Source organism: Flagellimonas meishanensis (genome assembly GCF_019880545.1).
GTDB lineage: Bacteria > Bacteroidota > Bacteroidia > Flavobacteriales > Flavobacteriaceae > Flagellimonas > Flagellimonas meishanensis.
The window spans coordinates 344,712-370,440 of record NZ_JAINVW010000001.1; the positions used below are offsets into that span (position 1 = coordinate 344,712).

A 25,729-nucleotide genomic window follows, 5' to 3' on the forward strand; every position below is an offset into this window, starting at 1 on the left:
GGGAAGATACATTTTTTTTCATTTTCTTTACACAAAATCGAAAAAAATTATGCATGCATAATACTTTATTGTTAAAAAATATCACTCATATATGCATAGTTAATAAAAAAGGCGCTGATATCAGCGCCTTTTCATAAATAATGTCATTTGGTGGGGTTACTCCACAGTAACCGATTTGGCCAAATTTCTCGGCTGGTCCACATTGCAACCCCGCATTACCGCTATGTGATATGAAAGCAGTTGTAGCGGTATGGTGGTCAATAAAGGAGCAAGGCTTTCCGAGGTTTCGGGAACCTCGACCACATGGTCCGCCAACTCCTTAACGGTCTTATCCCCTTCCGTGACTATGGCAATGATTCGGCCATTTCTGGATTTTATTTCCTGTATGTTGCTCACCACCTTTTCATAGTGGCCTTTTTTGGTCGCAATTACTATAACCGGCATTTGCTCATCTATCAATGCGATGGGTCCGTGCTTCATTTCCGCTGCGGGATAGCCCTCGGCATGGATATAACTGATTTCCTTCAATTTGAGTGCGCCCTCCAGTGCCACTGGAAAATTATATCCTCTTCCCAGATACAAGCAATTGGTTGAATCTTTATAAATCTCCGCAATCTGTTCAACCACTGCATTGGACTCCAATGTTTTTTCAACTTTGGTTGGAATGCCCTCCAATTCTGTAAGGTATTCGTGGTATTTTGACTTTGAGAAGGTTCCTTTTTCGTGTGCCAGTTTCAATGCAATTAAAGTCAAAACCGTAATCTGCGTAGTGAATGCCTTGGTAGATGCAACCCCAATTTCGGGTCCGGCATGGGTATAGGCCCCTGCCATGGTCTCCCTGGCTATGGATGATCCCACAACGTTGCAGACACCAAAAACAAAGGCTCCTTTTTCCTTGGCCAATTTTATGGCCGCCAAGGTATCTGCCGTTTCCCCGGATTGGGATATAGCGATCAGCACATCATTTTCAGTTATTACCGGGTTTCGGTATCTAAACTCGGAGGCGTACTCCACTTCCACAGGAATCCGGGCCAAGTCCTCAAAAATATATTCAGCGACAAGTCCGGCATGCCAAGAGGTGCCGCAGGCCACTATAATGATTCGATTGGCATTCAGGAATTTTTCCAGATTCTGGTCTATCCCTGCCATTCTTATAATCCCTTGGTCGGCCAAAAGACGTCCTCTGTACGTGTCCAGAATGGCCCTGGGCTGTTCATAGATTTCCTTGAGCATGAAATGGTCATACCCTCCCTTTTCAATTTCCTCAAGGTTCATTTGCAATTCAAGGATATTGGGATAGGCGATGGCGTCATCCTTTATCTTGCGTAATTTTATTTCCTTGCCGATACGGACTATGGCCATTTCCTCATCTTCCAAATACACGGCATTGTTGGTGAACTCTATAAAAGGTGATGCATCGGAGGCAATGAAATATTCGTTTTCTCCAATCCCAATGGCCAACGGGCTACCCAATTTGGCTACAACTATCTCATTGGGTTTGTTCTTATCGAAAACAGCGATGGCATACGCCCCAACAACCTGATTGAGCGCTATCTGCACAGCTTTGCCCAATTTTACGCCCTCTTTCTTTTTTACCTCTTCGATAAGATTGACGAGCACTTCGGTATCGGTATCGGAGTGGAATGTATACCCCCGTTTGATCAATGCCTTTTTAATGGATTCGTAATTCTCTATGATTCCGTTGTGAATGATCACCAAATCACCGGAATTGGAGTAGTGCGGGTGGGAATTTACGTCATTGGGCACCCCGTGTGTCGCCCAGCGTGTATGCCCCAATCCCAATTTCCCTTTTAAGGATATGGTGGTTTCGGACTTGGTCTTTAGATCCTCAACCTTCCCTTTGGTTTTGGACAAATGGGTGTCCTCACCATCGTACAAAACAATTCCCGCACTGTCATACCCACGGTATTCCAGTCGTTGCAATCCTTTGATGATTATGGGGTATGCATCCCTATAGCCAATATATCCGACAATTCCACACATAAGAAAAGGTGTTTTAGATAGTATACGTCGTCAAAAGTACACTGGATTTGATGAAGTTGGTAATTCTTTGTGTCATATGACAAAAAAAGTCTGTAAACGGTACACCTACATTATTAATTGGCCTCGGTGTAGAAAATCTCAAGTTTTAGCTTTTTATCTTGGTTGGCGGCGTCCACATTGCTGCCAAAAAGCACTGTTCCCAATGGGCTGATAGATGACATGACCGGCACATCAATTTTTGAGTCTCCGGCACCCAACGATTCAAAAACGACCCCATTCCTTATGTCGGAAGTAAGAGTAAGGGCCAATGGCGCATTGGTGGAGTCCCTCACAATAATATTGTTGATATGCTCGGTAATGCGAATGGTGTATTTGGTTCCAAGTCCATTTTCCTTTTCCAATATACCATCATAATTTAAAAAACGTCCAAGAGGCTCTTCTGTAGTATCGCTTTCAGTAGCAGGGTTGAAGATGGCTTGATTGGTTTCTGCGTTGTAAAGATAAAGTCTTGGTGGCTCTACAGCGTTAGCTCCCAAAGTACTTTGGTCAACATAAAAAACCAAATTGGCCTCATTGATGATCCAATTGTTCTCACGTATTTGATTGATGAAATCAGATCCGCCATTTTCAAGTTCGTCGAACAACCTTATTTCTGCTAGGGTGGCGCCTCCTTTTACAAATATTCTCGATGCATTTTCCTCTGCGTCCAGCGCATTTATGATATCGGGTGAAAAGGATTCGTTGGAAATCGTATTGACGGCATTGCCAATAACTCCTCCATTGGGTCCCACTTGGATAAGGTTTATAACAAAATCCCTTTCTGCCGTTTCCACCACATCATCCGTTTCATTATAGTCCTGATATTCATAGGTTATGGTGATGTTGGCCTGAGTCAAGTCCAACAAGAACATCAACTGCTGCGGATCAGGCCCCCCTGTTAAATAAATTCCCCTGAGGAAATCACGGAAATTGTTCTGGCTCAACAATTCTGGCTGTCCTTCTTTGTCCAAAATGTTTTCTTGAAAAAAGGAAATGTCCAAGGGAACACGAATCCCCGGGTTCAATCTGGTTTCCACAATGGTCAATGATTCATCCACATCTTCCGTTTCCGGGTCATCCTCGGCAAAAAACAACATTTCTTGGTTGCTTATGGTCACTTCGCCATTAAATAGTGTCTCTCCAATAAAACTGGAAAAATCCTGATTGGAAAAATAGGTTTGGGCGTCCTCGAAGTTAGTGTTTGGGTCCAGGTCTCGTAGAAAAAAAGTTGATCGCGAGACCATAAGGTCAAATGTTTGGCTTCTATCCCCATAAATACTGTCCAAATCAAAGGTACGCTCAAATGTGTTTGCGATGAAATCGTCACCTGTACCATCTTCATTGGGATCAAAAGGGTCGGAGCCAATCACACGTTCCTCATTATCTGTCACCCCATCCTCATCCTCATCCGTATTCGGATTTGTAGAGTCGTTGTCAAATTCATTGGGAACTCCGTCACCATCGCTATCCCTTAAGGAAGAGGGAGGCTGTTGAAAAGGAATGTACAAAAACACTTCTTTTACGGTTTCTTGCTCTGGAATTGTTGCATCATCCCCATCCGTGTTGGCATTGTCCTCTGTGGCCTGGGAAGAATCCCCAAATGTGGGGTTGGTGCTGGACAATGCAACCTGCGAAATGATGCTGGCAGTCCTTGTTCCATAAACCGGATCAATATAGGTTCCCAATTGGTACAGGGGCAAACGATTGGTCTGCACAGCCGTAACACTCTTGTTGAACGCAAAGACGTCGTATACCTCCTTGCCCGTGGTAAAGGGCTCTCCACCAATCACCCCCTCACCGATTGTGTCCAACTCCTCTTCACAGGAAACATTTAGAAGAAACAAAGCCCCAACCAGGGCTGAAGCTTTAAGGCAACCGTAAAATTTCATGCAATTTAATTTAGAACTTCTGTTTTATAGAAATTTGTGTATGCTTCCTCGGCCTCTTGAAGCGAAACATAGGGCAAAACTGGTTTGGAGAGACTGTCAATGTATTTTTTCAAATCTTCCGGCACTTCCTCCGAGGCTAAAATAATGGCATCGGAATGATCCATGGCCACTTTTAACAAATTATTATAGTCCGGCTGTGCCAGCGACCCTATGCTATCCTTTTCTATACCATCGAAAGCAATTTTATCCATCATTTCCGGGTTCAGTTCGCCCTCAAAATCCCTCCCATAGATCGAAGTAATGATTTTGCTGTCAGCAAACAATGGCTCATCCGCATAATATTTTCTTAAGTAAAGCGGGAGTAGCGAGGCCATCCAGCCATGCACATGGATTATATCGGGTGACCAGTTCAATTTCTTCACTGTCTCCACCACGCCTTTGGCAAAGAAAATGGCGCGCTCATCGTTGTCCGGAAAAAGATTGCCCTCTTTATCATGGAAAGTGGCCTTTCTTTTAAAATATTCGTCATTATCTATAAAATAGACCTGTATGCGCTCTCTTGGAATGGAAGCTACCTTTATTATCAAGGGCATATCCATGTCATTGATGACAAGGTTCATCCCAGAAAGCCGAATAACCTCGTGCAATTGGTGTCTACGCTCATTTATGTTGCCATAACGAGGCATAAAAATACGGATCTGGCCCCCATTGCTGTTGACCATTCTTGGGGCTTCGTACGACATTAAGGAAACTGGATTCTCAGGCAGGTAAGGCACTAATTCAGAAGATACAAACAATATCTTTTTACCATTCATAAACACTTTCTTTTGCTTATCCAAAAAACGTAGCTGCAAAAGTACAAAAATTATGCCGATTACCAGTATTTATAGTATTTTTGCTCGCTTTTCAATCAAGGTATGCTTGTATTCGACCAGAAAAGGGAGCTCAAGAACTTCCTCGATAAAGAACGTGAAAACTCACACGCCATTGGTTTGGTCCCAACTATGGGTGCTTTGCACCAAGGCCATGTTTCTTTGGTGAAAAAAGCCCTGGATGAAAATGATACAGTGGTCGTTAGCATTTTTGTGAACCCCACCCAGTTTGACAATAAGGACGACCTTCAAAAGTACCCCAGAAGCCTGGAAAAAGACCTTCAGACCCTAAAGCTCGAGTCTCCAAAAATTGTAGTTTTTGCCCCAACTATATCTGCCATTTATGGCGATAAGGTGAACTCACAATCCTATGAGTTTGATGGATTGGACAAGGTTATGGAAGGGGCGTTCAGGACAGGTCATTTTGACGGTGTGGGGACCATTGTGGAACTTTTGCTGAAAACCGTGGCCCCTGATCGGGCCTATTTTGGTGAAAAGGATTTTCAACAGCTCCAGATTGTACGAAAACTTGTTGAGTTGAAGGCATTGCCACTCGAGATTGTTGGCTGCCCCATAGAAAGGGAACCCCATGGATTGGCCATGAGCTCACGTAATGAACGTCTTTCCGAAACGACTAGAAAAGAGGCCGGTTTCATCTATAAAACCCTGCGAGCCGCCCAAGAAAAGTTTGGCACGGAAAGTGCTAAGGATATTGCGGCTTGGGTACAGTCAGAATTTGATAAAAACCAGGTATTGGATTTAGAATATTTTCAAATTGCCGATGAGGACACCTTGACACCCGTAGCCAAAAGACAAGAAAAAACAAAATACAGGGCTTTCATCGCTGTTTATGCCGATGGAGTTCGACTGATAGACAATCTAAGATTGAATTGATAACTTTGCGCCATGCAGATAGAAGTTGTAAAATCTAAAATTCACAGGGTAAAAGTTACCGGGGCCGACCTGAACTACATTGGCAGCATCACCATTGATGAAGACCTTATGGATGCCGCCAACATCATTAGGGGAGAAAAGGTCCAAATTGTGAACAACAACAACGGAGAGCGATTGGAGACCTACGCGATACCCGGGCCAAGAGGTTCTGGAGAGCTTACGCTAAACGGCGCTGCTGCAAGAAAAGTGGCCGTTGGCGACGTATTGATCTTGATTACCTATGCTTGGATGAGTGTCGAGGAGGCAAAGTCCTTCAATCCAGCATTGGTATTCCCCGATGAAGCCACCAATCTATTGAACTAGTTTTGGGCAAATCCCTAAAGAAATTCCTTAAGATTTTTGTTCCCATTGCCTTTGGGCTCTTTTTGGTTTGGTATTCGTACAATTCCACTTCTCCGGAAGAACGCGAACAAATCCTGCATTACATTTCCAGTGCAAGTCCGTTTTGGGTAATCATTTCAGTCATTATCGGGATCTTGAGCCATATCTCCCGGGCCATACGGTGGAACTATCTACTGGAACCCTTGGGCTACCGTCCCAGGATCATCAACAACATCTTCATTGTCCTGATTTCCTATTTTGCGAATCTGGGCATCCCGCGTTCGGGCGAAATTCTCAGGGCCACAGCATTGACCACCTATGAAAATGTTCCCTTTGAAAAAGGATTTGGCACCATAGTCACCGAAAGGGTCATCGACCTCTTTATGCTGCTGTTGGTCATTTTGATCACCTTGGCCCTCCAAACGGAAATCATCTTGGCCTTTTTGGATGAAAAAGGCGTTAGTTTGGTCGGTGCGTTCGGTTTGCTTTTTGTGGGCATAGTCGGCCTATTTATGGCCACGGCAATCATAAGAAAATCGAAATCTCCCTTGGCCAACAAACTCAAGGCCTTTTTAAATGGCCTTTTGGACGGTGTCCTCAGCGTCTTCAAGATGAAGAAGAAATGGGCATTCATCCTACATACACTCTTCATATGGGCGGCCTATATCGGGATGTTCTGGGTTATTAAATACACTGTCGCCGAGACAGTCCCATTATCACTTAGCGAGCTTATGGTGGCCTTTGTTGCCGGCGCATTTGCCATGTCCACTACAAATGGAGGGGTTGGCCTCTATCCCATAGCGGTCAGTGCCGCCCTGGGCATTTTTGACATTAGCTCGGTCTCCGGTGATGCTTTCGGATGGATTATGTGGATCGCACAAACCCTTATGGTGGTGGTTTTTGGCACAATATCCTTCGTGGTGTTGCCGTTATTGAATAGAAACCGGTAAACCCCTGCCAAATTAAATCCAAATCTATGAAAAACTGGCTCTTCCTGCTAGTGGGCCTTACCTGCATCAACCTTGGGGCCCAGGTGAAGCATGAAATTTTCGAATCCTTTAAACTTCAGGAACGCAGGGATGTTTCCTATTACTTTCCGGAAGATTATACTGAGGAAAAGAAATACCCACTGATCGTAGTTTTGGATGCCCAATACCTTTTTGACATTGTTGTTGCCAACGTAAGGTTCCAAAGTGGATTGGGGCGAATGCCCGAAGCCATTGTGGTAGGCGTCCACCAAGGCGAGAATGATATCCGTTGGGAAGACTGCGATTATGATGAAGCTTCTGGCCTCCCTTCGGAAAAAGGAAAGATGTTCTACGAATTTTTGGGTACGGAGCTCGTTCCCTATTTGGCCACAACTTACAAGGTTGCCCCGTTCAAGATGTTCGTGGGATACGATATAACCGCCAATTTTGGCAATTTCTTCCTGTTCAAAGAAAACTCTTTTTTTAACAGCTATGTAAGCATCTCGCCCACCCTGGCCCCTGAAATGGAAAACCGCGTGCCTGCGAGACTATCCGAATTGGACCAGGTTATTTTCTATAATTTGATTCTTGAGAAAGAGGCAAGTGATGATAGACAGCGCATCCTTCAAATGAACCATAGCATCAAATCCATAAACAAGGAATCGCTGCACTATTTTTTTGATGAATATGAGGATGCAGATCACACCTCAATCGCCGCTTACGGAATAGCAAAGGCGTTCGACAATGTCTTTAGAATGTTCCAGCCCATAAGTCCCAAGGAGTACAAAACAGAAATATTGACTTCAGAGGAGCCCGTGTTTGCCTATCTCGAAAATAGATACGGTATGATAGAGCAATTGTTCGGTTTTCAAAAGCCGGTGGAACTCAATGATATTATGGCCATCTATGCCGCCTGTCTTAAAAAAGATGATTTTGAATCGTTGAGGCCTTTGGCGGAGCTTTGCAAAAAAGAATATCCAGAAACTATGTTGGGCTTCTATTTTGAGGGTGAATACTACGAAGAAATGGGAGAGCCAAAAAAAGCTTTCAAGACTTTTGAAAAGGCCTTTCAAATGGAAGAGATCGATTTCCTGACCAAGGATATGGCCCTTGAAAAAATAGATGCCCTCAAAGCAGACTTCGGATACTAAAACCCGTTTTCTTTTTCGGACTTTGCTATCTTAGCCAAAACCACGAATAAGGTTATGGCCAAGACCAAAACAGCCTTTTTTTGTCAAAATTGCGGCACCCAATACCCAAAATGGATTGGGCAATGTACCTCTTGTAAACAATGGAACACTATTGTTGAGGAGGTGGTGCAAAAAGAGGAAAAAAGAAGCTGGCAGAGAAATACCATAAGTAATAAAAAGGCGAACAAACCGCTCCGCATTTCCGAAATTACCCATGAAAAGGAACTGCGCATGGACACCTTGGACCAAGAATTCAACCGGGTATTGGGAGGAGGTTTGGTCCCTGGTTCCCTGACCCTATTGGGAGGTGAGCCGGGAATAGGTAAAAGCACCCTCTTGCTTCAAATTGCCCTGAAACTCCCCTACAAAACCCTGTATGTTTCCGGTGAGGAAAGTCAACGGCAGATAAAAATGCGCGCGGACCGTATCCACCCTAACAGTGAAAACTGTTTCATTCTAACGGAAACCAAAACACAAAGTGTTTTCCAGCAAATAGGCATGTTGGAACCGGATTTGGTCATTATCGATTCCATCCAAACATTGCACACGGATTATATAGAATCTGCTGCAGGAAGCATCTCCCAAATTCGGGAATGCACCGCAGAATTGATCAAGTTTGCCAAGGAAAGCAATACCCCTGTTATTTTGGTGGGCCATATCACCAAGGATGGTACCATCGCCGGTCCCAAAATATTGGAGCATATGGTGGATACCGTATTGCAGTTTGAAGGTGACCGAAACTATGTGTACCGCATTCTACGCTCGCTCAAAAATCGTTTTGGTTCCACGGCGGAATTGGGCATTTACGAAATGCAGGGAAGTGGGCTTAGGGAAGTGAACAATCCATCCGAAGTGCTTATTTCGAAAAATGATGAAAACTTGAGCGGAACTGCCATTGCCGCCACAGTGGAAGGCATGCGTCCATTGCTCATCGAAATTCAGGCCTTGGTGAGCACGGCCGTTTATGGAACACCCCAACGTTCGGCTACCGGTTTCAATGCCAAAAGACTGAACATGCTCCTGGCCGTTCTGGAGAAAAGGGCGGGCTTCAAGCTGGCTGCAAAAGATGTTTTTCTGAACATTACCGGGGGAATCTCTGTGGATGACCCTGCCATTGACCTGGCCGTGATGGCTGCCATTTTATCAAGCAATGCCGACATACCCATAGAAGAGGGCACCTGTTTTGCCGCTGAAGTTGGATTGGCAGGCGAAATTCGTCCCGTGCAACGTGTGGATCAGCGTATTTTGGAAGCTGAAAAATTGGGGTTTACCAAAATCTATGTGTCCAAAAACAACAAAAGCGGGCTGAAAAACACAGGCATTCTCGTTCAGAAAGTATCCAAGATTGAGGATGTGGTGACTGACTTGTTTGGATGAACCACCTACCTAAAAAAGATTATATCTCTAACTTTAGAAAAACGATTCGGTAATGCTTCGGTATTTATATCTCTGTCCCTTTATTCTGCTGATTTCCTGTTCTCAAAACTCCAACCAAACCATCCATGAAGCGTACTTCACCACATGGGAACACTATTTAGGTGATCCTGAACGCTCCCATTTTTCAACCCTTGATCAAATTGACACGTCCAATGTGGGTAACCTAAAGTTGGCATGGACCTATAAAAGTGGCGGTCTTGAAGAAGGTCGTACCACGCAAATCCAAACCAACCCGCTAATCATTGACGACGTGCTCTATGGGGTCAATGCCGCCATACAGTTGTTTGCCATAGATGCCAGAACGGGCAAAGAACTATGGAAATTCAATCCAGCTACAAAAGATGATTCGGGACTGGGACTTAGCAGGGGGCTCAGCTATTGGGCATCAACAGGGGAAGATCCAGGCCGTATCTTTTTTAGTTCTGGACCTAAATTATATGCCGTCGATAGTAGAACTGGAAAATCCATTACTGCCTTTGGCGACAAGGGGAGTATTGATCTACGGGATGGCCTTGGTAGGGACCCTAAACAATTATCCGTGGTCTCCAACACCCCGGGAGCCGTATATAAAAATATATTGATCCAGGGAACGCGTGTAGGTGAGGGTCCGGGCTCCTCACCCGGTCATATTAGGGCCTATAATGTGTTGACGGGCGACATGGTCTGGACCTTCCATACCATTCCCCAGCCGGGAGAATTTGGACATGATACCTGGCCCGTTGATGCATTCAAGACCGTAGGAGGTGCCAACAGTTGGCCAGGAATGGCGTTGGATGGGGAACGAGGTATAGTTTACATTCCCACCGGGTCGGCTGCCTACGACTGGTACGGAGGCGACCGGACAGGGGCCAACCTGTTCGCCAATTCACTGCTCGCCCTTAAGGCAGATACAGGGGAACGGCTCTGGCATTTTCAAATGGTACACCACGACATTTGGGACAGGGATTTGCCCGCACCCCCGAATCTTTTGAATATCCATCGCAATGGAGAAATTATTCCGGCTGTTGCCCAAGTAACCAAAAGCGGACACATATTTGTCTTTAATAGGATTACGGGCGAGCCTCTTTTTCCCATTGAGGAAAAAGCATATCCCTCTTCAACCTTGCTTGGGGAAAATGCCTTTGAAACCCAACCCCTTCCAATAGAGCCAAAACCCTTTGCCCGTCAAATCTTGACGGAGGATGATCTATATGCGCCAGAACGAAAGGCCTTTGTGGATGATTTGGTCCAGAATGATGGTCCCAGGGAGTATCCCACTGTTTTGGAAAAGTATCTGGAAATTACTTCAAAAGGGCAGTTCATACCAATAGATACAACAGGGGTGATCCTGTTTCCTGGGGCGGATGGCGGGGCAGAATGGGGCGGGGCCGCTTTGGACCCACGAGATGGTGTTATGTATGTGAACTCCAATGAAATGGCTTGGATCGTAAAAATGAAGGCCATAGGAGGAAAGGGCAATGAAAGTATCGGTCAATCGCTGGCCCAAATTCATTGTTCCCGTTGCCATGGTGGCAATTTTCAGGGACTGGCAGGAATCCCGGAACTTCAAAACGTGAAATTGCGTTTAAAACCCGATTCCATTAAAGCAATAATGCGAATGGGGAAAGGTGCCATGCCCGGCATGCCCAATCTGTCCGATGGTGAAGTCAACGAAATCCTGCGGTTCCTGACCGATATGGAAAAACCTGCGGACCACAGAACTGAACGCATTACCATAGATGTGCCCTATTCAATGGCCAGCTTTGCCCGCTTTAAGGACGATAGGGGTTTTCCCGTGGTAAAACCACCATGGGGTACCCTGAATGCCATCGACTTGAACACCGGAAAATACCTTTGGAAAATTCCGTTGGGGCATGAGGAAAGCCTGGATGATCCCAAAATTCCGGTTTCCGGGCTAGAAAACTACGGTGGTCCGGTGATTACCGCTGGGGGTGTTTTGTTCATTGCAGCCACCAAGGACGAAAAGATACGCGCCTTCAACATGAAAACGGGGAAACAGCTCTGGGAAGATAAATTGCCTGCTGGCGGATATGCCACGCCGGCCACTTATGCGATTGACGGGAAACAATATCTTGTCATTGCCTGCGGAGGCGGAAAAATGGGAACTGCCCCTGGGGATGAATACCGTGCTTACAGCTTGGAATAATCAGGGAGCAGGATTCGGAATGGCCTTGTGGATTTCCTCAATCCCCTTTAATACCTCCTCCGATGGTTCCAGGTCAATACTTTCAATATTCTCCTTGAGCTGTTCCATGGTCGTGGCCCCAATGATGTTACTGGTAACGAATGGGCGGGTGTTCACAAAGGCCAAGGCCATTTGGGCCATGCTCAATCCGTGTTCACTGGCTAGTTCTGCGTATTTTTTGGTGGCTTCCACGGCAGTTTCACCACTGTATCGATTATAGTTTGGAAACAGTGTCACCCTCGCTTTTCTCGGAGGCACCTCGCTCAAGTATTTTCCACTCAAAACCCCAAATCCCAGTGGGGAATAGGCCAACAGCCTAAGCCCTTCCCGCATGGAAACTTCAGAAAGTCCCACTTCAAAAAGGCGGTTCAGCAAGCTGTATGGATTTTGAATGGTCAACATTCTGGGCAGGCTCTGGTGGACTTTGCTTTCTTCCAAAAACCGCATGGCACCCCAAGGTGTTTCATTGGAAAGTCCCACGTGCCGTATCTTTCCTTCTTCAATTAGATCGCGCAGTGTTTCCAAAACCTGATGGATGTTGTCTTCCCAGGCATCAATATAATGGGCATTGTAGCCGCGTTGCCCAAAATAGTTGGTGTTCCGCTCCGGCCAATGCAATTGGTACAGGTCTATATAATCCGTCTGGAGCCGCTTCAGGCTGCCTTCCACCGCAGAGATTATGGATTCCTTGCTGAATCCTGTGGTTCGAATAAACTTGGTGAACTCTGCCCTTCCGGCAATCTTTGAGGCCAACACCACTTTGTCGCGGTTTCCAGTTTTTTTGAACCAATTTCCAATAATTTCCTCGGTTACCGCATACAGCTCCTTTTTAGCTGGGATGGGATAAAGCTCGGCCGTATCAAAAAAATTGACGCCCTGGTCCAGGGCATAATCCATCTGTTCATGCCCCTGCTCCTCGGTGTTCTGTCTTCCCCAAGTCATTGTTCCCAAACAAATTTTGCTCACTCTAATGTCGGTGTGCGGCAGTCGGGTATATTTCATGCACTATTTTTTGAAATTGTTATTAATCTTGGCTCCTATTTTCCAACACTTGCAAATCTACTATTCTACTTCCAAAAGAATGGGGCAATGATCACTATGCTTTGCATTTGATAGGATCACGGAACGTTTTAACCTGTTTTGCAGGGATTCGTTGACCATACCATAATCCAAACGCCAGCCTTTGTTATTGGCTCTGGCATTGGCACGGTAACTCCACCACGTGTAATTATCGGGTTCTTTGTTGAAATGTCGAAAACTGTCTATAAAACCGCTTTTGATGAAGTTCCCTATCCACTCCCGTTCCACAGGTAAAAATCCGGATACATTTTTGTTGCGCACTGGGTCATGAATGTCGATGGCTTCGTGGCAAATATTGTAATCCCCACAAACAATAAGGTTGGGACGTTCCTTTCTCAGGGCATCCGCATATTTTTGAAAATCGGCCATGTAAGTCAACTTGTGTTCCAATCGGTCCAAATTGGTGCCTGAGGGCAAATACATGCTCATTACTGAAACATCCCCAAAATCGGCCCGGAGGTTCCGCCCTTCAAAATCCATGTAATCAATGCCCGTTCCGTATTCAACGTGATCAGGTTCCTTTTTGCACAGGAGCGCCACCCCACTGTATCCCTTTTTCTGGGCACTGAACCAATAGTGATGCCCATAGCCGATTTCCTCCAACACCGATACATCCACCTGCTCCTTCATGGCTTTGGTCTCCTGAAGGCAGACCACATCGGCATCCACGGTTTGCAACCATTCCGCAAAACCCTTATTTATTGCGGCCCTAATCCCATTTACATTATACGATACTATTTTCATCACAAAGCTTTGCCCAAAAATAGCCATTGTAGCCGGGTTCTTAAAATGAGCTTTTTGTCCAACATCCCTTAACTTTGGTTTATGGAACGCAAATTGCTTGTTCTATTACAGATCAAAACCTCTACAATGAAAAAGTTACTGCTTTTGGGCCTTCTCTTTTACAGCCAACTTAGTTTAGCGCAAGCCTATCCCGACTTATCCAACGATAGCGAGATCAAGTTCAACATAGGTCTTTTTTTGGCCACCACAACTGTCGAAGGATCTTATGAATACTTTCTTAGTGAAGACACCAGTATTGGCGGCACAGTTTATTTTGACGACGATGCCACCGATTACAATGGCAACTTTGGAATTGGACCCAACTTCAGGGCCTATTTTGGCTATCAGCCCCGTAGTGGTTTTTTTGCAGAGGCGTTTGGACTCTACTACACAGGGGAAGATAATGATAACGAGGACCCCTTGAACCCAAGAAACGGCGAGTTTAGTACACTTGCCCTCGGACTTGGGCTGGGCAACAAATGGGTCACCCGGAGTCAAAAATTCAGTTTGGAGGTTTTTGCGGGATTTGGCAGAAACATCAATCCTGAGGATTTTCAGGACGATTTTATGTATCGAGGGGGGCTCTCCATTGGTTTTAGGTTTTAACTTTATCAAATGAAAGCATTACTTCTTATAGACATTCAACAGGGATTGCAGGAGGTTGGTTTTTATGGGACCGAGCGCAACAATCCCCAAGCTGAATCCAACAGCCACACTATTCTTGAAGCTTTCCGCAGTAAGGGTTGGCCAATTTTTCACATTCAGCACTGCTCCACCAATCCGGATTCCCCACTGCATCCGAGCAAAAAAGGGAATGCTTTTTATCCAGCCGTTCAACCCAAGGAGGGTGAGCCGGTGATCCAAAAAAATGTCAATAGCGCCTTTATTGGAACCGATTTGGAACAGCGGCTTAAAACCCAAAACATATCGGAAGTTGTCATCCTGGGGCTCACCACGGAACATTGTGTTTCCACTTCAACCCGTATGGCGGCGAACCTGGGCTTTCAAGTTACATTGATATCCGATGCCACTGCCGCTTTCGATAAAATTGGCATCGATGGAAAAAGAATTCCTGCCGAAGTGATCCACAACACCGCCCTGGCCAATCTGAAAGATGAATTCGCCACTATAAAAACCACGGAGGCATTGTTAGATGTAATAAATAATTAGTTATTACTTTTATAGGCAATTCATCAATCATGCTGCGCATCTCAATTTCCTTGCTTTTCTGTACACTTTTGATAATCCCCGCTGCCACCGCCCAAGAAAAACCCCTTAAAGTCGGTGTAGCCGGACTTACCCACACCCACGTGCACTGGATTTTGGGCCGGGAGAATATTGGCGATATAGAAATTGTGGGCATTGCCGAACCCAATCGCGAACTGGCCCAACGTTATGCGGACCAACATGGTTTTTCTATGGACTTGGTCTACGATTCCCTGGAAGAAATGATCACAGCAACCCAGCCTGAGGCTGTTACTGCCTTCGGCCCCATTTACGAGCATTTGGAAGTGGTGCAGACCTGTGCACCAAAGGGTATCCATGTAATGGTGGAAAAGCCTTTGGCCGTGAACATGGACCACGCCAAACAAATGAAGGCCTTGGCCGAAAAACACAACGTCCATCTTCTTACCAATTATGAAACTACATGGTATCCCTCCAATCACGAAGCGAAAAAGTTGTTGGAGGCTGACAAAATTGGCGATTTGCGAAAAGTTATCGTTCGTGATGGACACCGGGGACCGGTCAAAATTGGGGTAAACCAAGAGTTTCTGGACTGGCTACAGGACCCGGTGCAAAACGGTGGTGGGGCCATCACCGACTTTGGCTGCTACGGCGCCAACATGATGACCTGGTTAAAAAAAGGCAAGAAACCGAACACGGTTACGGCCATTACCCAACAGTTTCAGCCAGAAAACAATCCCAAAGTAGACGATGAAGCCACAATTATTTTGGAATACGATGATTGCCAAGCGATTGTCCAGGCCTCTTGGAACTGGCCCATCGGCAGAAAGGACATGGAACTCTATGGCCTAACCGGGGCCATCTATGCGGACAACCGGAACACACTTCGTGTGCGCATGGTGGAAGGTTATGATGGCTTTCAAGAAGACAAACTCATACTGGAAGAGCGACCCTCCCCCCATAACGACCCTTTTTCCCTGCTCGCAGCGGTGGTTCGGGGTAAAATTGTTCTGGAGCCCACGGACCTTTCCGCTTTGGAAAACAACATGACCGTCATGGAGATTTTGGACGCCGCCCGAAAAAGTGCCCAAAAGGGGAAGACCATACGCCTTAAAAAATAATTGTTTCCCATGCCTGAATTCAAACTCCGTTCACTTTTAGGGTTTTTACTGCTTCTGCTCTCGGGCCATGTCGCTTTGGCACAACAAACCCAACAAGATTCCATCACCCAATTGGATGAGATTATTTTGTTGGAAGAAATCACTCCCAAAAAAGCAACAGGTATCACAGCCTCCTCCACTATAAACACCCAAACCTTTGAGCGGTTCAACCCAACTGACATTCCCTCCGCCATCAACCAGATTTCAGGGGTGTATGTGCTTTCCGGCGCACTTAATACCAACCGTATCACCATTCGTGGGGTGGGAGCGCGAACCCCTTTTGGAACGGACAAGCTCCGTCTTTACTTTAATGGCATTCCTGTGACCAACGGCACAGGTTTTTCCACCATTGAAGCGTTCGACTTGGAAAATTTGGGTTCCCTAGAGGTCATTAAAGGGCCAAAGGGAACTGCCTATGGTTCCAACTTGGGCGGTGCGATTCTGCTCAATACCAAACTGGCCCCAGAGGGCGGCACACGTTTCGTGAACAACTTCACAGTGGGTTCCTTCAATATGTTCAAGAACAACCTCTCGTTTAGTCATCAAGAAAAAAAGTTTGGCGTCAAGGTAAGTTACAATCATTTGGAAACTGATGGCTTCCGACAGAACAACCGCTTTGTCCGTGATGGCCTTTTGGTGAATTCCCATGTCTCCCTAAGTTCCAAAAGCACCTTGGGCTTTTTGCTGAACTATATTGATTATACAGCACAAATACCCAGTTCCATCAGTGCTACGGATTTTCGAGAAGACCCTCGGAGGGCTGCTGCCAACTGGTTGGCCGCACGGGGCTTTGAGGCCAACAAATATACGTTGGCTGGTTTGTACCATCACTACGAGCTATCTAACAAATTGAAAAACACCACCAGCGTTTTTTATACCTACTTGGACCATGACGAACCCCGGCCGTTCAATATTTTGGAAGAATTTACCAACGGCTTTGGGTTCCGAAGTGTTTTTGAGGGCACTTTGGGTGAAGCCGAATATTCGTTGGGCGGGGAACTCTACAAGGACGAATACGAATGGGACACCTTCCAAAATCTGTTTCGGGACAGGGACGGAGATGGTAGTTTCAAGGGGGCCCAAATCAGCGATAACAAGGAATTCCGGACGCAATTGAACCTATTTGGAACCTTCACCTATCCTTTTACTTCGCAGTTTTCAGCGCAGTTGGGGCTCAATGTCAACAAAACGGACTACGATTTTCGGGATTTGTTCAACACGGGGACGGACAACACCTCCGCGGAACGTGATTTTGACCCTATTGTGCTCCCCAGTTTTGGATTGCTCTACCAGTTTGGCCAAGGACAACTCTACGCCAACGTAAGCCGCGGGTTTTCCAACCCCAGTCTGGAGGAGACCCTGACCCCAGATGGCATCATCAATCCCGATATTACCCAAGAAACGGGAATCAGCTACGAACTCGGGGGGCAAGCACAGCTTTTTGACAGCAAGTTGCGGGTAGCAGCCACGCTCTACCGTATGGACATCAAGAATTTATTGGTGGCCCAACGAGTGGGCGAAGACCAGTTTGTGGGGCGAAATGCGGGCGAAACCCAACATCAAGGTTTGGAACTGGGTGCCAAATACCGCTTGTTGGTGGATAAGACATTGGTTATCGCACCCTATATAAGCTATACGCTAAACGACCACAAGTTTGTGGATTTTGTGGATGGCGACAACGACTTTTCGGGAAATCCGCTGACCGGGGTTCCCAAACACCGCATCAGTTCCGGGATTGATGTGGTGCACAAGGAGGGTTTTCGCGCCAACCTAACCCACCTGTTTGTGGACGATATTCCCCTGACCGATGCCAATACCCTGCGCAGTGAGGCCTTTAATGTGTTCAACGCCCGATTGAGCTACCAAACCCCTTTGGCGAAGCACTTTTCCCTGGGGGTGCATGCGGGCGTGAACAATATCTTTGACACCCGCTTTGCCCAATCCGTGTTGATCAACGCCGTGGGCTTTGGCGGCAGTGAGCCCCGCTATTTTTATCCGGGCAATGCCCGCAACTACTATGGAGGCATTCGACTACAGTATCGTTTATAAACGTAAGGATAAATCGTACAAAATATAACGTTTATCTGCTATATTTGGGAAACAGCGATGTAAAATACATTGCTATACACTAGTTCTCAGTTATATTATGAAAAACTATTTGTTCACATTTTTAATTCTTCAATCAATTTACAGTTTAGCTCAAAATGAAAAATTGATTTTGACTGAAAGTGCGAATAATTTATGGTTTGAATCTCTGAATTCGATAGAAACACTTGAAGGGAAAATTAAATTAATAAATGAAAGACTGACTAATGATGTGAACGTTTATGTTGAGTGGAGTTTTTCGGACGGAATAGCCGTTTCGAGATTTCCAAAATTGGACAGTATTCGGAAAATTAGATCTAAAGGGTTTTGTAAACCACTTTACTTGGTAAAATACAAGGATGATGTAATAGCATTCAGAATTGAAAATCCAATAAATTCTGAACTTACTGATTCTGTAACCGAGCTTATTCCAGAAAATAATATTCGCAATGTGATAATATGGACAGATGATAAGAGACAAGCATTGTATGGAACGAGTGCAGATTGCGGAGTGATTATGTTGGAATTAAAAAAGAAGAAAGTATTTAAAGCATTCAAAAAGCTAAATCTACCGAATAGAAAATACGATGAGATTTCCAATTATAAATGAATATTAAACAGAATCAAACTTAAGATGGCTATAAGTAATTGCTTGCCTGCCTGTCGGCAGACAGGTTCTCACCTACTTCTGAAAATCTTCGTGCCTGCCTGCAGGCAGGCTTGCAAAGTTAAACGTTTAACCACGCAATTACTCGTAGCCCAACCCGCTGGGAGCTAAGCAAAAGTGCGAAACGAGATTAAAAAAAATTGACAAAGTAGCAGGTATTATGGGTTATAATCGGATTATCATAACAAGGTTTGGAGGACCCGAGGTTATGCAAATGGTTGAAGAAAGTGCTTTACCTGAACCAAAGGAAGGAGAAGTACGAATAAAAGTGTTAAAAACCTGTGCAAACTTCACAGATATAATGATACGGAAGGGGAAATATCCAGATGTAAAGGACAAGCCGCCTTTTTCTCCTGGTTACGACATGGTTGGTGTTGTAGATAAGCTGGGAAAAGGTGTTGAAGAATTTAAAGTTGGAGATAGGGTTGCAGATATGACTGTTATTGGTGCCTACTCAGAATACATTTGCTTACCTGCTGTAAGATTAACACGATTACCGGATAATATTGATGCCTCGGAAGCTGTCACATTAATTCTTTCTTATATGGCAGCATATCAAATGTTGCATAGAATTGCTAAAATATCAAAAGGGAATAGTATTCTTATTCATGGAGCTGGTGGTGCAGTTGGAATAGCAATGCTTCAGTTGGGAAAACTTCTAAATTTAAAGATGTATGGGACAGCCTCCAAGTCAAAACATGATTTAGTAGAAAAGCACGGTGGAATACCTATCGATTATAAAGAAGAAGATTTTGTAAAGTGTATTCAGAAATTAACAAATAATGGTGTTGATGTTGCATTTGATCCAATTGGAGGCGAGAATTTCAAGAAATCATTTAAATCCTTAAAATCTGGAGGAAGACTGGTTGCGTTTGGATTTTATAATGCTGTCATGGGCAAAGGTGGTAATATTCCAATGGATTTCATAAAAATTCTCTTATGGAATATTTTACCAAATAGAAGAAAGGCTAGCTTTTATTCTATTGGCGGCCTGCGGAAAAAACATCCAGAATGGTTTAAGGAAGACTTACAGGCACTATTTAAACTATTGGAAAAAGGTAAGATTAGACCTGAGATTTCAAATCATTTCACTTTGGATAAAGCTAAAGAGGCTCATGAAAAAATTGAGAAAGCTGAGATTAAGGGTAAAATTATATTTGACGTCTCATAGCCTTAATAGAAGCTATTAAACTATTTATTAAAAGCTACATACGCCCAATAATTTACATACGTCATTGGGTGTAAAGTGGTTAAATTACGTGTTATGAATATAAATTAGCGACGTTGTTAAATGAAAAGTTTGTGAGGAGAAACCCGCTTTCCATACACCAGGCCGTTATATACGTTAAAGTCTTAATGTTTAAACAAAATTATATATGAAGTCATTGCTTTTTATTCTTGTAAGTCTTGCCATAATAGTGAATAATGATAGTTCCCCTACAAATTCTAATTTAGAGGGACTATGGATTAATGAGGACATGGATACCCGTGGTATTACCAAATGTACTATTAGGTATAAGGACAATCGATTTCATGTACAAATTTGGGGGAAATGTAATCCTACCGACTGTGATTGGGGCGAAAACACCTCAGGTGAAACCCCTGATGAAACAGACAAATTAAAATTAACCTGGGACAACAAGTTTGTGGAAAGAAATCAAACTTTTGAATTGGTTGAAGGCAGGCTTTTCATTACAACTGAGAATCACTATAAAGACGGTCGGCCCAAAAACTCACACTCGGAGACGCTCATTAAGAAATAAGAACGCAAGCTAAAATGGTGCAGCACTAATTATGATCTATTCCACAACCAAATCATACTATATCCCTAGCAACCTTTAAAATTGGAACAGCATCCCTATACCATTATAAAAAGACCAACCACCCTGATACTGCTTTGGGGGCTGGTGCTTGAGTTTCCCGTCCGCTACTGGGTTGCCCCTGACCCGTGGGTCCATGGTGCCGACCATTGGTATTTTGCCCAACCCAATCGCCTTTTCATTGAAATCGGGTTTGCGCTTCTTGCCATACTGCCTTTTTTCTGGGTCAAAGAGCTAAAAAGTCTTCTCACCATACAATGGACCAAAGGGAACGTCATGTTCCTCACGTTGGGAATGCTCGGCGCAACCTTAATCTTTACTATGCAACAGTCGGAGGAAATCACGACCATACAGCAAAGTGGTCTGGGGCGTTATATTCCGATATGGTTCTCCACGGGAATGGCCATTGGAATAGGCCAGGAATTGACCTTTAGGGGTTTGATCTATACCGGATTGGAGAAACCATATGGAACCACGTTGGCCATACTACTGTCAACCTTATGCTTTGCATTGGGTTCCATTCACAGTGTAAGAATGTATGTTTACCTTATAAATGATTACGTTTTTGAAACCCTGCTCCTCCTATCCATTTTTATATTAACAGGTTTGTTTTTTGCGTGGGTAAGGGCAAAAACAAACAACATAATCATTCCTGCATTGATTCATGGGGTAGGCAATGCCATTACATGGTATACGTTTGTGATCATGAAACTCTACGTTGGTTAACAACATGGCCCGAGGATAAACCATCGTTTGTCCAGGGCATTCAGCTTTGACGCCTATCCTAGTATCCGCTTAAACTTGTTCGGGTCACTCCTCAGCTTCCCGAAATACCATCGGGTGTTGGCCCAAGTTCGATAAGACCGACACGGAGCGTTCGGAATACTTCCCCGATTATCTTATCTTGTATCCCACAAAATCCTGTTTCATGACCGACCAACAGATTGCCAAGGGCATTGCCTTGCAGCCCATCGCCTCGATCGCCGAAAAATTTGGGGTTTCTTCAGATTCCATTGAAATGTACGGCAAGTACAAGGCCAAGTTGCCCCTGAGCATCATTGACCGAAACAAAGCCTCCCAGAGCAATTTGGTGCTGGTGTCTGCCATTTCCCCGACCCCGGCCGGGGAGGGAAAGACCACCATGTCCATTGGCCTGTCCGAAGGATTGAACCGATTGAATAAAAAAACAACCGTGGTGCTTCGCGAGCCTTCGTTGGGTCCTGTTTTTGGTATCAAGGGAGGGGCCACTGGGGGCGGGTACTCCCAGGTATTGCCCATGGAGGACATCAACCTGCACTTTACAGGGGATTTTGCCGCCATTGAAAAGGCACACAACCTGCTTTCGGCGGTAATCGACAACAACATCCAGAGCAAGACGAATTCCCTCATGCTAGACCCACGTACCATTGGTTGGAAACGGGTGATAGACATGAACGATCGTTCGCTTCGCCATGTGATCGTTGGGTTGGGCGGCACCACATCGGGGGTGCCCCGAGAAACGGGATTCGACATCACCGCTGCCTCTGAGATTATGGCCATTCTTTGTCTGGCACAAAGTCTCACCGACCTGAAAAAGCGATTAGGGGACATTTTTGTGGGCTATACCTTTGATAAAAAACCCATTTATGCCAAAGACCTAAAAGCGGAAGGGGCCATGGCAGCTTTGCTCAAGGACGCCATAAAGCCCAATCTGGTGCAGACCATTGAAGGGAATCCGGCCATAATACACGGAGGGCCTTTTGCCAACATTGCCCAGGGCACCAATTCCGTGCTGGCCACTTTAATGGGCATGTCACACTCTGATTATACCGTAACAGAAGCTGGCTTCGGATTTGACCTGGGCGCCGAAAAGTTCTTCGACATCAAATGTAAAAGTGCGGGATTGAAGCCGAAAGCGGTGGTGCTCACGGCCACCGTTCGCGCCCTGAAGTATCATGGTGGTGCCGATTTAAAATCTTTGACCGAACCCAATGTGGACGCTTTGAAAAAAGGCTTGCCCAATTTGGAAAAGCATTTGGAGAACATTGCCAAGTTCCATGTGGTTCCCGTGATTGCCATCAACAGGTTTACCACCGACACCGATGCGGAAATTGAGGTAATCAAGGATTTGGCCGCATCCAAAGGCATACGGGTGGCCGTTGCCGAGGTGTGGGCAAAAGGAGGGGAAGGAGCGATTGATCTGGCCAAAGCCGTTATTGACATTGTGGAGTCCAAGAAGTCTGATTTTAAGCCACTTTACGATTGGAAATCCAGCGTCACCAACAAAATTGAAACGATTGCCAAAGAAATTTATGGGGCGGAACATGTGGATTATACCGCCAAGGCCAAGGCCGATTTACGTAAGATCGCCGATTTGGGCCTTGAACAATTGCCGGTCTGCATTGCCAAAACGCAAAAATCTTTGTCAGACAATCCCAAACTTTTGGGAAGGCCCAAGGATTTCATCATTACGGTTCGGGAAATAGAAATCGCCGTTGGCGCCGGTTTTTTGATACCCATTACCGGAGATATCATGCGCATGCCCGGCCTACCGGCCCATCCGGCTTCTGAGGGCATCGACATTAATGATGACGGGGAAATTACTGGATTGTTCTAAAGTTTTCGCAACCAGTGGCGCATGTCCACTTCCTTGTGGATAATGCCCTTGACCTCGGCCAGTTTCACTCGGCGCTGTTCCATGGTATCCCGGTGGCGAATGGTGACCGTATCATCTTCCAGGGTTTGATGGTCGATGGTGACACAAAATGGGGTCCCAGCGGCATCCTGACGGCGGTAACGGCGTCCCACGGCATCTTTTTCATCATAATCCACCTGGAAATCCCATTTTAGCTCATCAACCAATTTCCCTGCGATTTCTGGAAGACCATCTCGTTTCAATAATGGTAATACCGCAACTTTGTTGGGGGCGAGCACAGCAGGAATCTTGAGCACCGTACGGGTGGTTCCATTTTCGAGCTCCTCTTCCTGTAGGGAATTGGAAAGTACCGCCAAGAACATACGGTCCAATCCTATGGAAGTCTCCAGCACGTAGGGGACATAACTTTTGTTTTCCTCCTGGTCGAAGTATTGCAATTTCTTACCGGAATATTTTTCATGGTTGGCCAAATCAAAATCGGTTCGGGAGTGGATACCTTCCAGTTCTTTGAAGCCAAATGGGAACTTGAACTCGATATCGGCCGCGGCATCGGCGTAGTGGGCCAATTTTTCATGGTCATGGAAACGATAGTTATCGGCTCCCATTCCCAGTGAAAGGTGCCACTTCATGCGTTTTTCCTTCCAGGCTTCGTACCATTCCTTTTGCGTGCCGGGCTTGATGAAGAATTGCATTTCCATCTGCTCAAACTCCCGCATACGGAAGATGAACTGACGGGCCACAATCTCATTGCGGAAAGCTTTTCCTGTTTGGGCAATCCCGAAGGGAATCTTCATCCGTCCGGTTTTCTGCACATTCAAGAAATTGACAAAAATCCCCTGCGCCGTTTCAGGTCGTAGGTACAGGTCCATGGCACTTTCGGCGGAGGCTCCCAATTTGGTGCCGAACATGAGGTTGAACTGCTTTACATCTGTCCAGTTTTTGGATCCAGAAACGGGACAGACAATTTCCAACTCTTCGATCAAGGCCTTCACATCGGCCAGATCCTCATTTTCCAATGATCTTGCCATGCGTTTTAGGATGGCATCGGCCTTGGCCTGATTTTCCAGTACACGCGGGTTGGTGGAAAGAAATTGTTCTTTATCAAAGCTATCGCCAAACCGCTTGGCCGCTTTGGTCACTTCTTTATCTATCTTGGCCTCGATCTTGGCCACATAATCTTCTATGAGCACATCGGCCCTATATCTTTTTTTGGAATCCTTGTTGTCAATCAACGGGTCGTTAAAGGCATCAACGTGCCCGGAGGCTTTCCAGGTGGTGGGATGCATAAAAATGGCCGCATCGATGCCCACAATGTTGTCATTGAGCTGCACCATGGCCTTCCACCAATATTCACGGATGTTCTTCTTAAGCTCAGCACCATTCTGTCCATAATCGTACACTGCGCTGAGTCCGTCATAAATCTCACTGGATTGGAACACATAGCCGTATTCCTTTGCATGGGAGATTACCTTCTTGAAAATGTCTTCCTGATTTGCCATTGGGCAAAAATAGAATATTACCCAAAAAGAAATACGCTATTTCAACTGAAATTCGGTGGAGGCCAACAATCTTTCATCCTCAAAAACATTGAGGGTATAAATTCCCTCGGCCAAGGAGCCCTCGGGTACGGTAATGGCATCGCACACGCTGATTTCCTTACCGGTATAAATGACCTCCATTTTTTTGCTGTAGGTGTTGCCGCTCACGGAAATGGTAGAGGCATTGTCCTCAATAACGGTCATGTTGGGGTCTAAAAACTGTAAATAGAGCACTTTAACGTCTCCCCGTTCGTTGGGATCGCTCAAAATGGTGACACAGCCCCTCAATTTCTCTATGGTAGATGCTTTGTTTGTCTTTATGGGTCTTCCTGCACGCAATCTAAAACCGCTACCTTCGGCTTCCTGTAGTTTTAAGTAGCTTTTTATGCGAAGTTCACGGGCAAGCTCCTCGTTGGTCTCCCTCAGCAAGGATTCCTTTTGTTCCAGTTTACTGGCCCTACCCCTAAGCTCGTCCAATTGCCTACGGGTCTCCTCGTAACGGTCTGCCAGCAGGCCATTGTTGTAACGAAGAAAGTTGTTCTTTAGCTTCAGACTATCAAACCGAAGCTCCAAGCGACGCAGTTCCTTTCTGGTCTCCTTGAGTTTGGTGATACTGAAATTGAGTCTGCCCACGGAATCCAACAACTGCTCCACCCGAAACCTCGAGGTCTGCAGTTCTATCTCGTTCACCTCATTGAGTCCAGATAATCGGTCCACTTCGGCCTTCATCAAGGTGAGATCCTTGACCAACAGGGATTTTTCCTGCTCAAGAAAAAGCATTTGGTTCTTGGATTGGGCATAACTGTAGTAGAAGGCTATCAGAATCCCCACAATCACGGCAACCAATGCCGCAAAAATAATCTTGTAGTTGAAATTGTTATCTTGGGGGTTCATGGGGTTGACAGACTACTTACGCG

Annotated in this window: 22 protein-coding genes; 15 read left to right on the top strand and 7 right to left on the bottom strand. The window is 45.4% G+C overall.

What is annotated here, in order from left to right; all coding sequences use genetic code 11:
* Positions 1-156: 156 nt before the first annotated feature.
* The 3 genes from glmS to K7G75_RS01560 all read right to left on the bottom strand — a co-directional run bounded on the left by glmS (position 157) and on the right by K7G75_RS01560 (position 4,747).
* Entirely contained in the window at positions 157-2,004 is a 1,848-nt protein-coding gene (gene glmS, locus K7G75_RS01550) for a glutamine--fructose-6-phosphate transaminase (isomerizing) (RefSeq protein WP_222982048.1), read from the bottom strand.
* 113 nt (positions 2,005-2,117) lie between these two features.
* Positions 2,118-3,932, bottom strand: coding sequence for a DUF4270 domain-containing protein (locus tag K7G75_RS01555; RefSeq protein ID WP_222982050.1), 1,815 nt, complete (start codon positions 3,930-3,932; stop codon positions 2,118-2,120).
* Positions 3,933-3,937: 5 nt separating this feature from the next.
* Complete coding sequence (locus K7G75_RS01560) at positions 3,938-4,747, bottom strand: glycogen/starch synthase (protein ID WP_222982052.1); 810 nt, start codon at positions 4,745-4,747, stop codon at positions 3,938-3,940.
* A 102-nt stretch (positions 4,748-4,849) separates the two neighbouring features.
* Here K7G75_RS01560 and panC point away from each other — a divergent pair, with 102 nt between their 5' ends.
* The 6 genes from panC to K7G75_RS01590 are packed head-to-tail and all read left to right on the top strand — an operon-like array spanning position 4,850 to position 11,820.
* A complete protein-coding gene (panC, locus tag K7G75_RS01565; protein WP_222982054.1) occupies positions 4,850-5,698 on the top strand; it encodes a pantoate--beta-alanine ligase in 849 nt (282 codons plus the stop codon).
* Positions 5,699-5,710: 12 nt separating this feature from the next.
* Entirely contained in the window at positions 5,711-6,061 is a 351-nt protein-coding gene (gene panD / locus K7G75_RS01570; protein WP_222982056.1) for an aspartate 1-decarboxylase, read from the top strand.
* A gap of 2 nt (positions 6,062-6,063) precedes the next feature.
* Positions 6,064-7,029 carry a lysylphosphatidylglycerol synthase transmembrane domain-containing protein gene (locus K7G75_RS01575; protein ID WP_222982057.1) on the top strand — a complete coding sequence of 322 codons (966 nt, stop codon included), beginning with the start codon at positions 6,064-6,066 and terminating at the stop codon, positions 7,027-7,029.
* A 26-nt stretch (positions 7,030-7,055) separates the two neighbouring features.
* Complete coding sequence (locus K7G75_RS01580) at positions 7,056-8,198, top strand: alpha/beta hydrolase (RefSeq protein WP_222982059.1); 1,143 nt, start codon at positions 7,056-7,058, stop codon at positions 8,196-8,198.
* Positions 8,199-8,252: 54 nt separating this feature from the next.
* Positions 8,253-9,614: a DNA repair protein RadA gene (gene radA / locus K7G75_RS01585; protein WP_222982061.1), complete on the top strand. Its 1,362-nt coding sequence runs from the start codon at positions 8,253-8,255 to the stop codon at positions 9,612-9,614.
* Positions 9,615-9,666: 52 nt separating this feature from the next.
* A complete protein-coding gene (locus tag K7G75_RS01590) occupies positions 9,667-11,820 on the top strand; it encodes a pyrroloquinoline quinone-dependent dehydrogenase (RefSeq protein WP_222982063.1) in 2,154 nt (717 codons plus the stop codon).
* On the opposite strand, the gene K7G75_RS01595 is transcribed toward K7G75_RS01590, so the two are convergent.
* The gene (locus tag K7G75_RS01595) at positions 11,821-12,861 is read right to left on the bottom strand and encodes an NADP(H)-dependent aldo-keto reductase (RefSeq protein WP_222982070.1); all 1,041 of its coding nucleotides are present in this window, start codon (positions 12,859-12,861) and stop codon (positions 11,821-11,823) included. It lies immediately after the preceding gene.
* Positions 12,862-12,921: 60 nt separating this feature from the next.
* Positions 12,922-13,683 carry an exodeoxyribonuclease III gene (locus K7G75_RS01600; protein ID WP_222982072.1) on the bottom strand — a complete coding sequence of 254 codons (762 nt, stop codon included), beginning with the start codon at positions 13,681-13,683 and terminating at the stop codon, positions 12,922-12,924.
* Between the two features lie 126 nt (positions 13,684-13,809).
* Between K7G75_RS01600 and K7G75_RS01605 the strand changes: the two genes are divergently transcribed.
* The 9 genes from K7G75_RS01605 (at position 13,810) to K7G75_RS01650 (ending at position 23,235) form a co-directional block, all read left to right on the top strand.
* A complete protein-coding gene (locus K7G75_RS01605) occupies positions 13,810-14,328 on the top strand; it encodes a hypothetical protein (RefSeq protein ID WP_222982074.1) in 519 nt (172 codons plus the stop codon).
* 9 nt (positions 14,329-14,337) lie between these two features.
* On the top strand, positions 14,338-14,892 hold the full coding sequence (locus tag K7G75_RS01610) for a cysteine hydrolase family protein (protein ID WP_222982076.1): 555 nt from the start codon (positions 14,338-14,340) through the stop codon (positions 14,890-14,892).
* Positions 14,893-14,921: 29 nt separating this feature from the next.
* Positions 14,922-16,028: a Gfo/Idh/MocA family protein gene (locus K7G75_RS01615; RefSeq protein WP_222982078.1), complete on the top strand. Its 1,107-nt coding sequence runs from the start codon at positions 14,922-14,924 to the stop codon at positions 16,026-16,028.
* 9 nt (positions 16,029-16,037) lie between these two features.
* Positions 16,038-18,116: a TonB-dependent receptor family protein gene (locus tag K7G75_RS01620; protein WP_222982080.1), complete on the top strand. Its 2,079-nt coding sequence runs from the start codon at positions 16,038-16,040 to the stop codon at positions 18,114-18,116.
* A gap of 97 nt (positions 18,117-18,213) precedes the next feature.
* Complete coding sequence (locus tag K7G75_RS01625) at positions 18,214-18,762, top strand: hypothetical protein (protein WP_222982082.1); 549 nt, start codon at positions 18,214-18,216, stop codon at positions 18,760-18,762.
* Positions 18,763-18,979: 217 nt separating this feature from the next.
* Positions 18,980-19,990: a medium chain dehydrogenase/reductase family protein gene (locus K7G75_RS01630; RefSeq protein WP_222982083.1), complete on the top strand. Its 1,011-nt coding sequence runs from the start codon at positions 18,980-18,982 to the stop codon at positions 19,988-19,990.
* A 205-nt stretch (positions 19,991-20,195) separates the two neighbouring features.
* On the top strand, positions 20,196-20,582 hold the full coding sequence (locus K7G75_RS01640; RefSeq protein WP_222982084.1) for a hypothetical protein: 387 nt from the start codon (positions 20,196-20,198) through the stop codon (positions 20,580-20,582).
* An 81-nt stretch (positions 20,583-20,663) separates the two neighbouring features.
* Entirely contained in the window at positions 20,664-21,365 is a 702-nt protein-coding gene (locus K7G75_RS01645) for a CPBP family intramembrane glutamic endopeptidase (protein ID WP_222982085.1), read from the top strand.
* A 202-nt stretch (positions 21,366-21,567) separates the two neighbouring features.
* Positions 21,568-23,235 (top strand): formate--tetrahydrofolate ligase, encoded by a 1,668-nt coding sequence (locus K7G75_RS01650; protein ID WP_222982086.1) that lies wholly within the window; start codon positions 21,568-21,570, stop codon positions 23,233-23,235.
* Here K7G75_RS01650 and K7G75_RS01655 read toward each other — a convergent pair.
* Together K7G75_RS01655 and K7G75_RS01660 are read right to left on the bottom strand one after the other, a co-directional pair.
* Positions 23,232-24,773 carry a glycine--tRNA ligase gene (locus K7G75_RS01655; protein ID WP_222982087.1) on the bottom strand — a complete coding sequence of 514 codons (1,542 nt, stop codon included), beginning with the start codon at positions 24,771-24,773 and terminating at the stop codon, positions 23,232-23,234. The two genes, K7G75_RS01650 and K7G75_RS01655, sit on opposite strands and share 4 nt — an antisense overlap.
* A 36-nt stretch (positions 24,774-24,809) precedes the next feature.
* Positions 24,810-25,706, bottom strand: coding sequence for a hypothetical protein (locus tag K7G75_RS01660; protein WP_222982088.1), 897 nt, complete (start codon positions 25,704-25,706; stop codon positions 24,810-24,812).
* Between the last annotated feature and the right edge of the window lie 23 nt (positions 25,707-25,729).

Excerpts from the sequence above, each read along its gene's own strand:
- glmS (WP_222982048.1), bottom strand. The coding sequence starts at position 2,004 with ATGTGTGGAATTGTCGGATATATTGGCTATAGGGATGCATACCCCATA.
- K7G75_RS01555 (WP_222982050.1), bottom strand. The coding sequence starts at position 3,932 with ATGAAATTTTACGGTTGCCTTAAAGCTTCAGCCCTGGTTGGGGCTTTG.
- K7G75_RS01560 (WP_222982052.1), bottom strand. The coding sequence starts at position 4,747 with ATGAATGGTAAAAAGATATTGTTTGTATCTTCTGAATTAGTGCCTTAC.
- panC (WP_222982054.1), top strand. The coding sequence starts at position 4,850 with ATGCTTGTATTCGACCAGAAAAGGGAGCTCAAGAACTTCCTCGATAAA.
- panD (WP_222982056.1), top strand. The coding sequence starts at position 5,711 with ATGCAGATAGAAGTTGTAAAATCTAAAATTCACAGGGTAAAAGTTACC.
- K7G75_RS01580 (WP_222982059.1), top strand. The coding sequence starts at position 7,056 with ATGAAAAACTGGCTCTTCCTGCTAGTGGGCCTTACCTGCATCAACCTT.
- radA (WP_222982061.1), top strand. The coding sequence starts at position 8,253 with ATGGCCAAGACCAAAACAGCCTTTTTTTGTCAAAATTGCGGCACCCAA.
- K7G75_RS01590 (WP_222982063.1), top strand. The coding sequence starts at position 9,667 with ATGCTTCGGTATTTATATCTCTGTCCCTTTATTCTGCTGATTTCCTGT.
- K7G75_RS01595 (WP_222982070.1), bottom strand. The coding sequence starts at position 12,861 with ATGAAATATACCCGACTGCCGCACACCGACATTAGAGTGAGCAAAATT.
- K7G75_RS01600 (WP_222982072.1), bottom strand. The coding sequence starts at position 13,683 with ATGAAAATAGTATCGTATAATGTAAATGGGATTAGGGCCGCAATAAAT.
- K7G75_RS01605 (WP_222982074.1), top strand. The coding sequence starts at position 13,810 with ATGAAAAAGTTACTGCTTTTGGGCCTTCTCTTTTACAGCCAACTTAGT.
- K7G75_RS01610 (WP_222982076.1), top strand. The coding sequence starts at position 14,338 with ATGAAAGCATTACTTCTTATAGACATTCAACAGGGATTGCAGGAGGTT.
- K7G75_RS01615 (WP_222982078.1), top strand. The coding sequence starts at position 14,922 with ATGCTGCGCATCTCAATTTCCTTGCTTTTCTGTACACTTTTGATAATC.
- K7G75_RS01620 (WP_222982080.1), top strand. The coding sequence starts at position 16,038 with ATGCCTGAATTCAAACTCCGTTCACTTTTAGGGTTTTTACTGCTTCTG.
- K7G75_RS01625 (WP_222982082.1), top strand. The coding sequence starts at position 18,214 with ATGAAAAACTATTTGTTCACATTTTTAATTCTTCAATCAATTTACAGT.
- K7G75_RS01630 (WP_222982083.1), top strand. The coding sequence starts at position 18,980 with ATGGGTTATAATCGGATTATCATAACAAGGTTTGGAGGACCCGAGGTT.
- K7G75_RS01640 (WP_222982084.1), top strand. The coding sequence starts at position 20,196 with ATGAAGTCATTGCTTTTTATTCTTGTAAGTCTTGCCATAATAGTGAAT.
- K7G75_RS01650 (WP_222982086.1), top strand. The coding sequence starts at position 21,568 with ATGACCGACCAACAGATTGCCAAGGGCATTGCCTTGCAGCCCATCGCC.
- K7G75_RS01655 (WP_222982087.1), bottom strand. The coding sequence starts at position 24,773 with ATGGCAAATCAGGAAGACATTTTCAAGAAGGTAATCTCCCATGCAAAG.
- K7G75_RS01660 (WP_222982088.1), bottom strand. The coding sequence starts at position 25,706 with ATGAACCCCCAAGATAACAATTTCAACTACAAGATTATTTTTGCGGCA.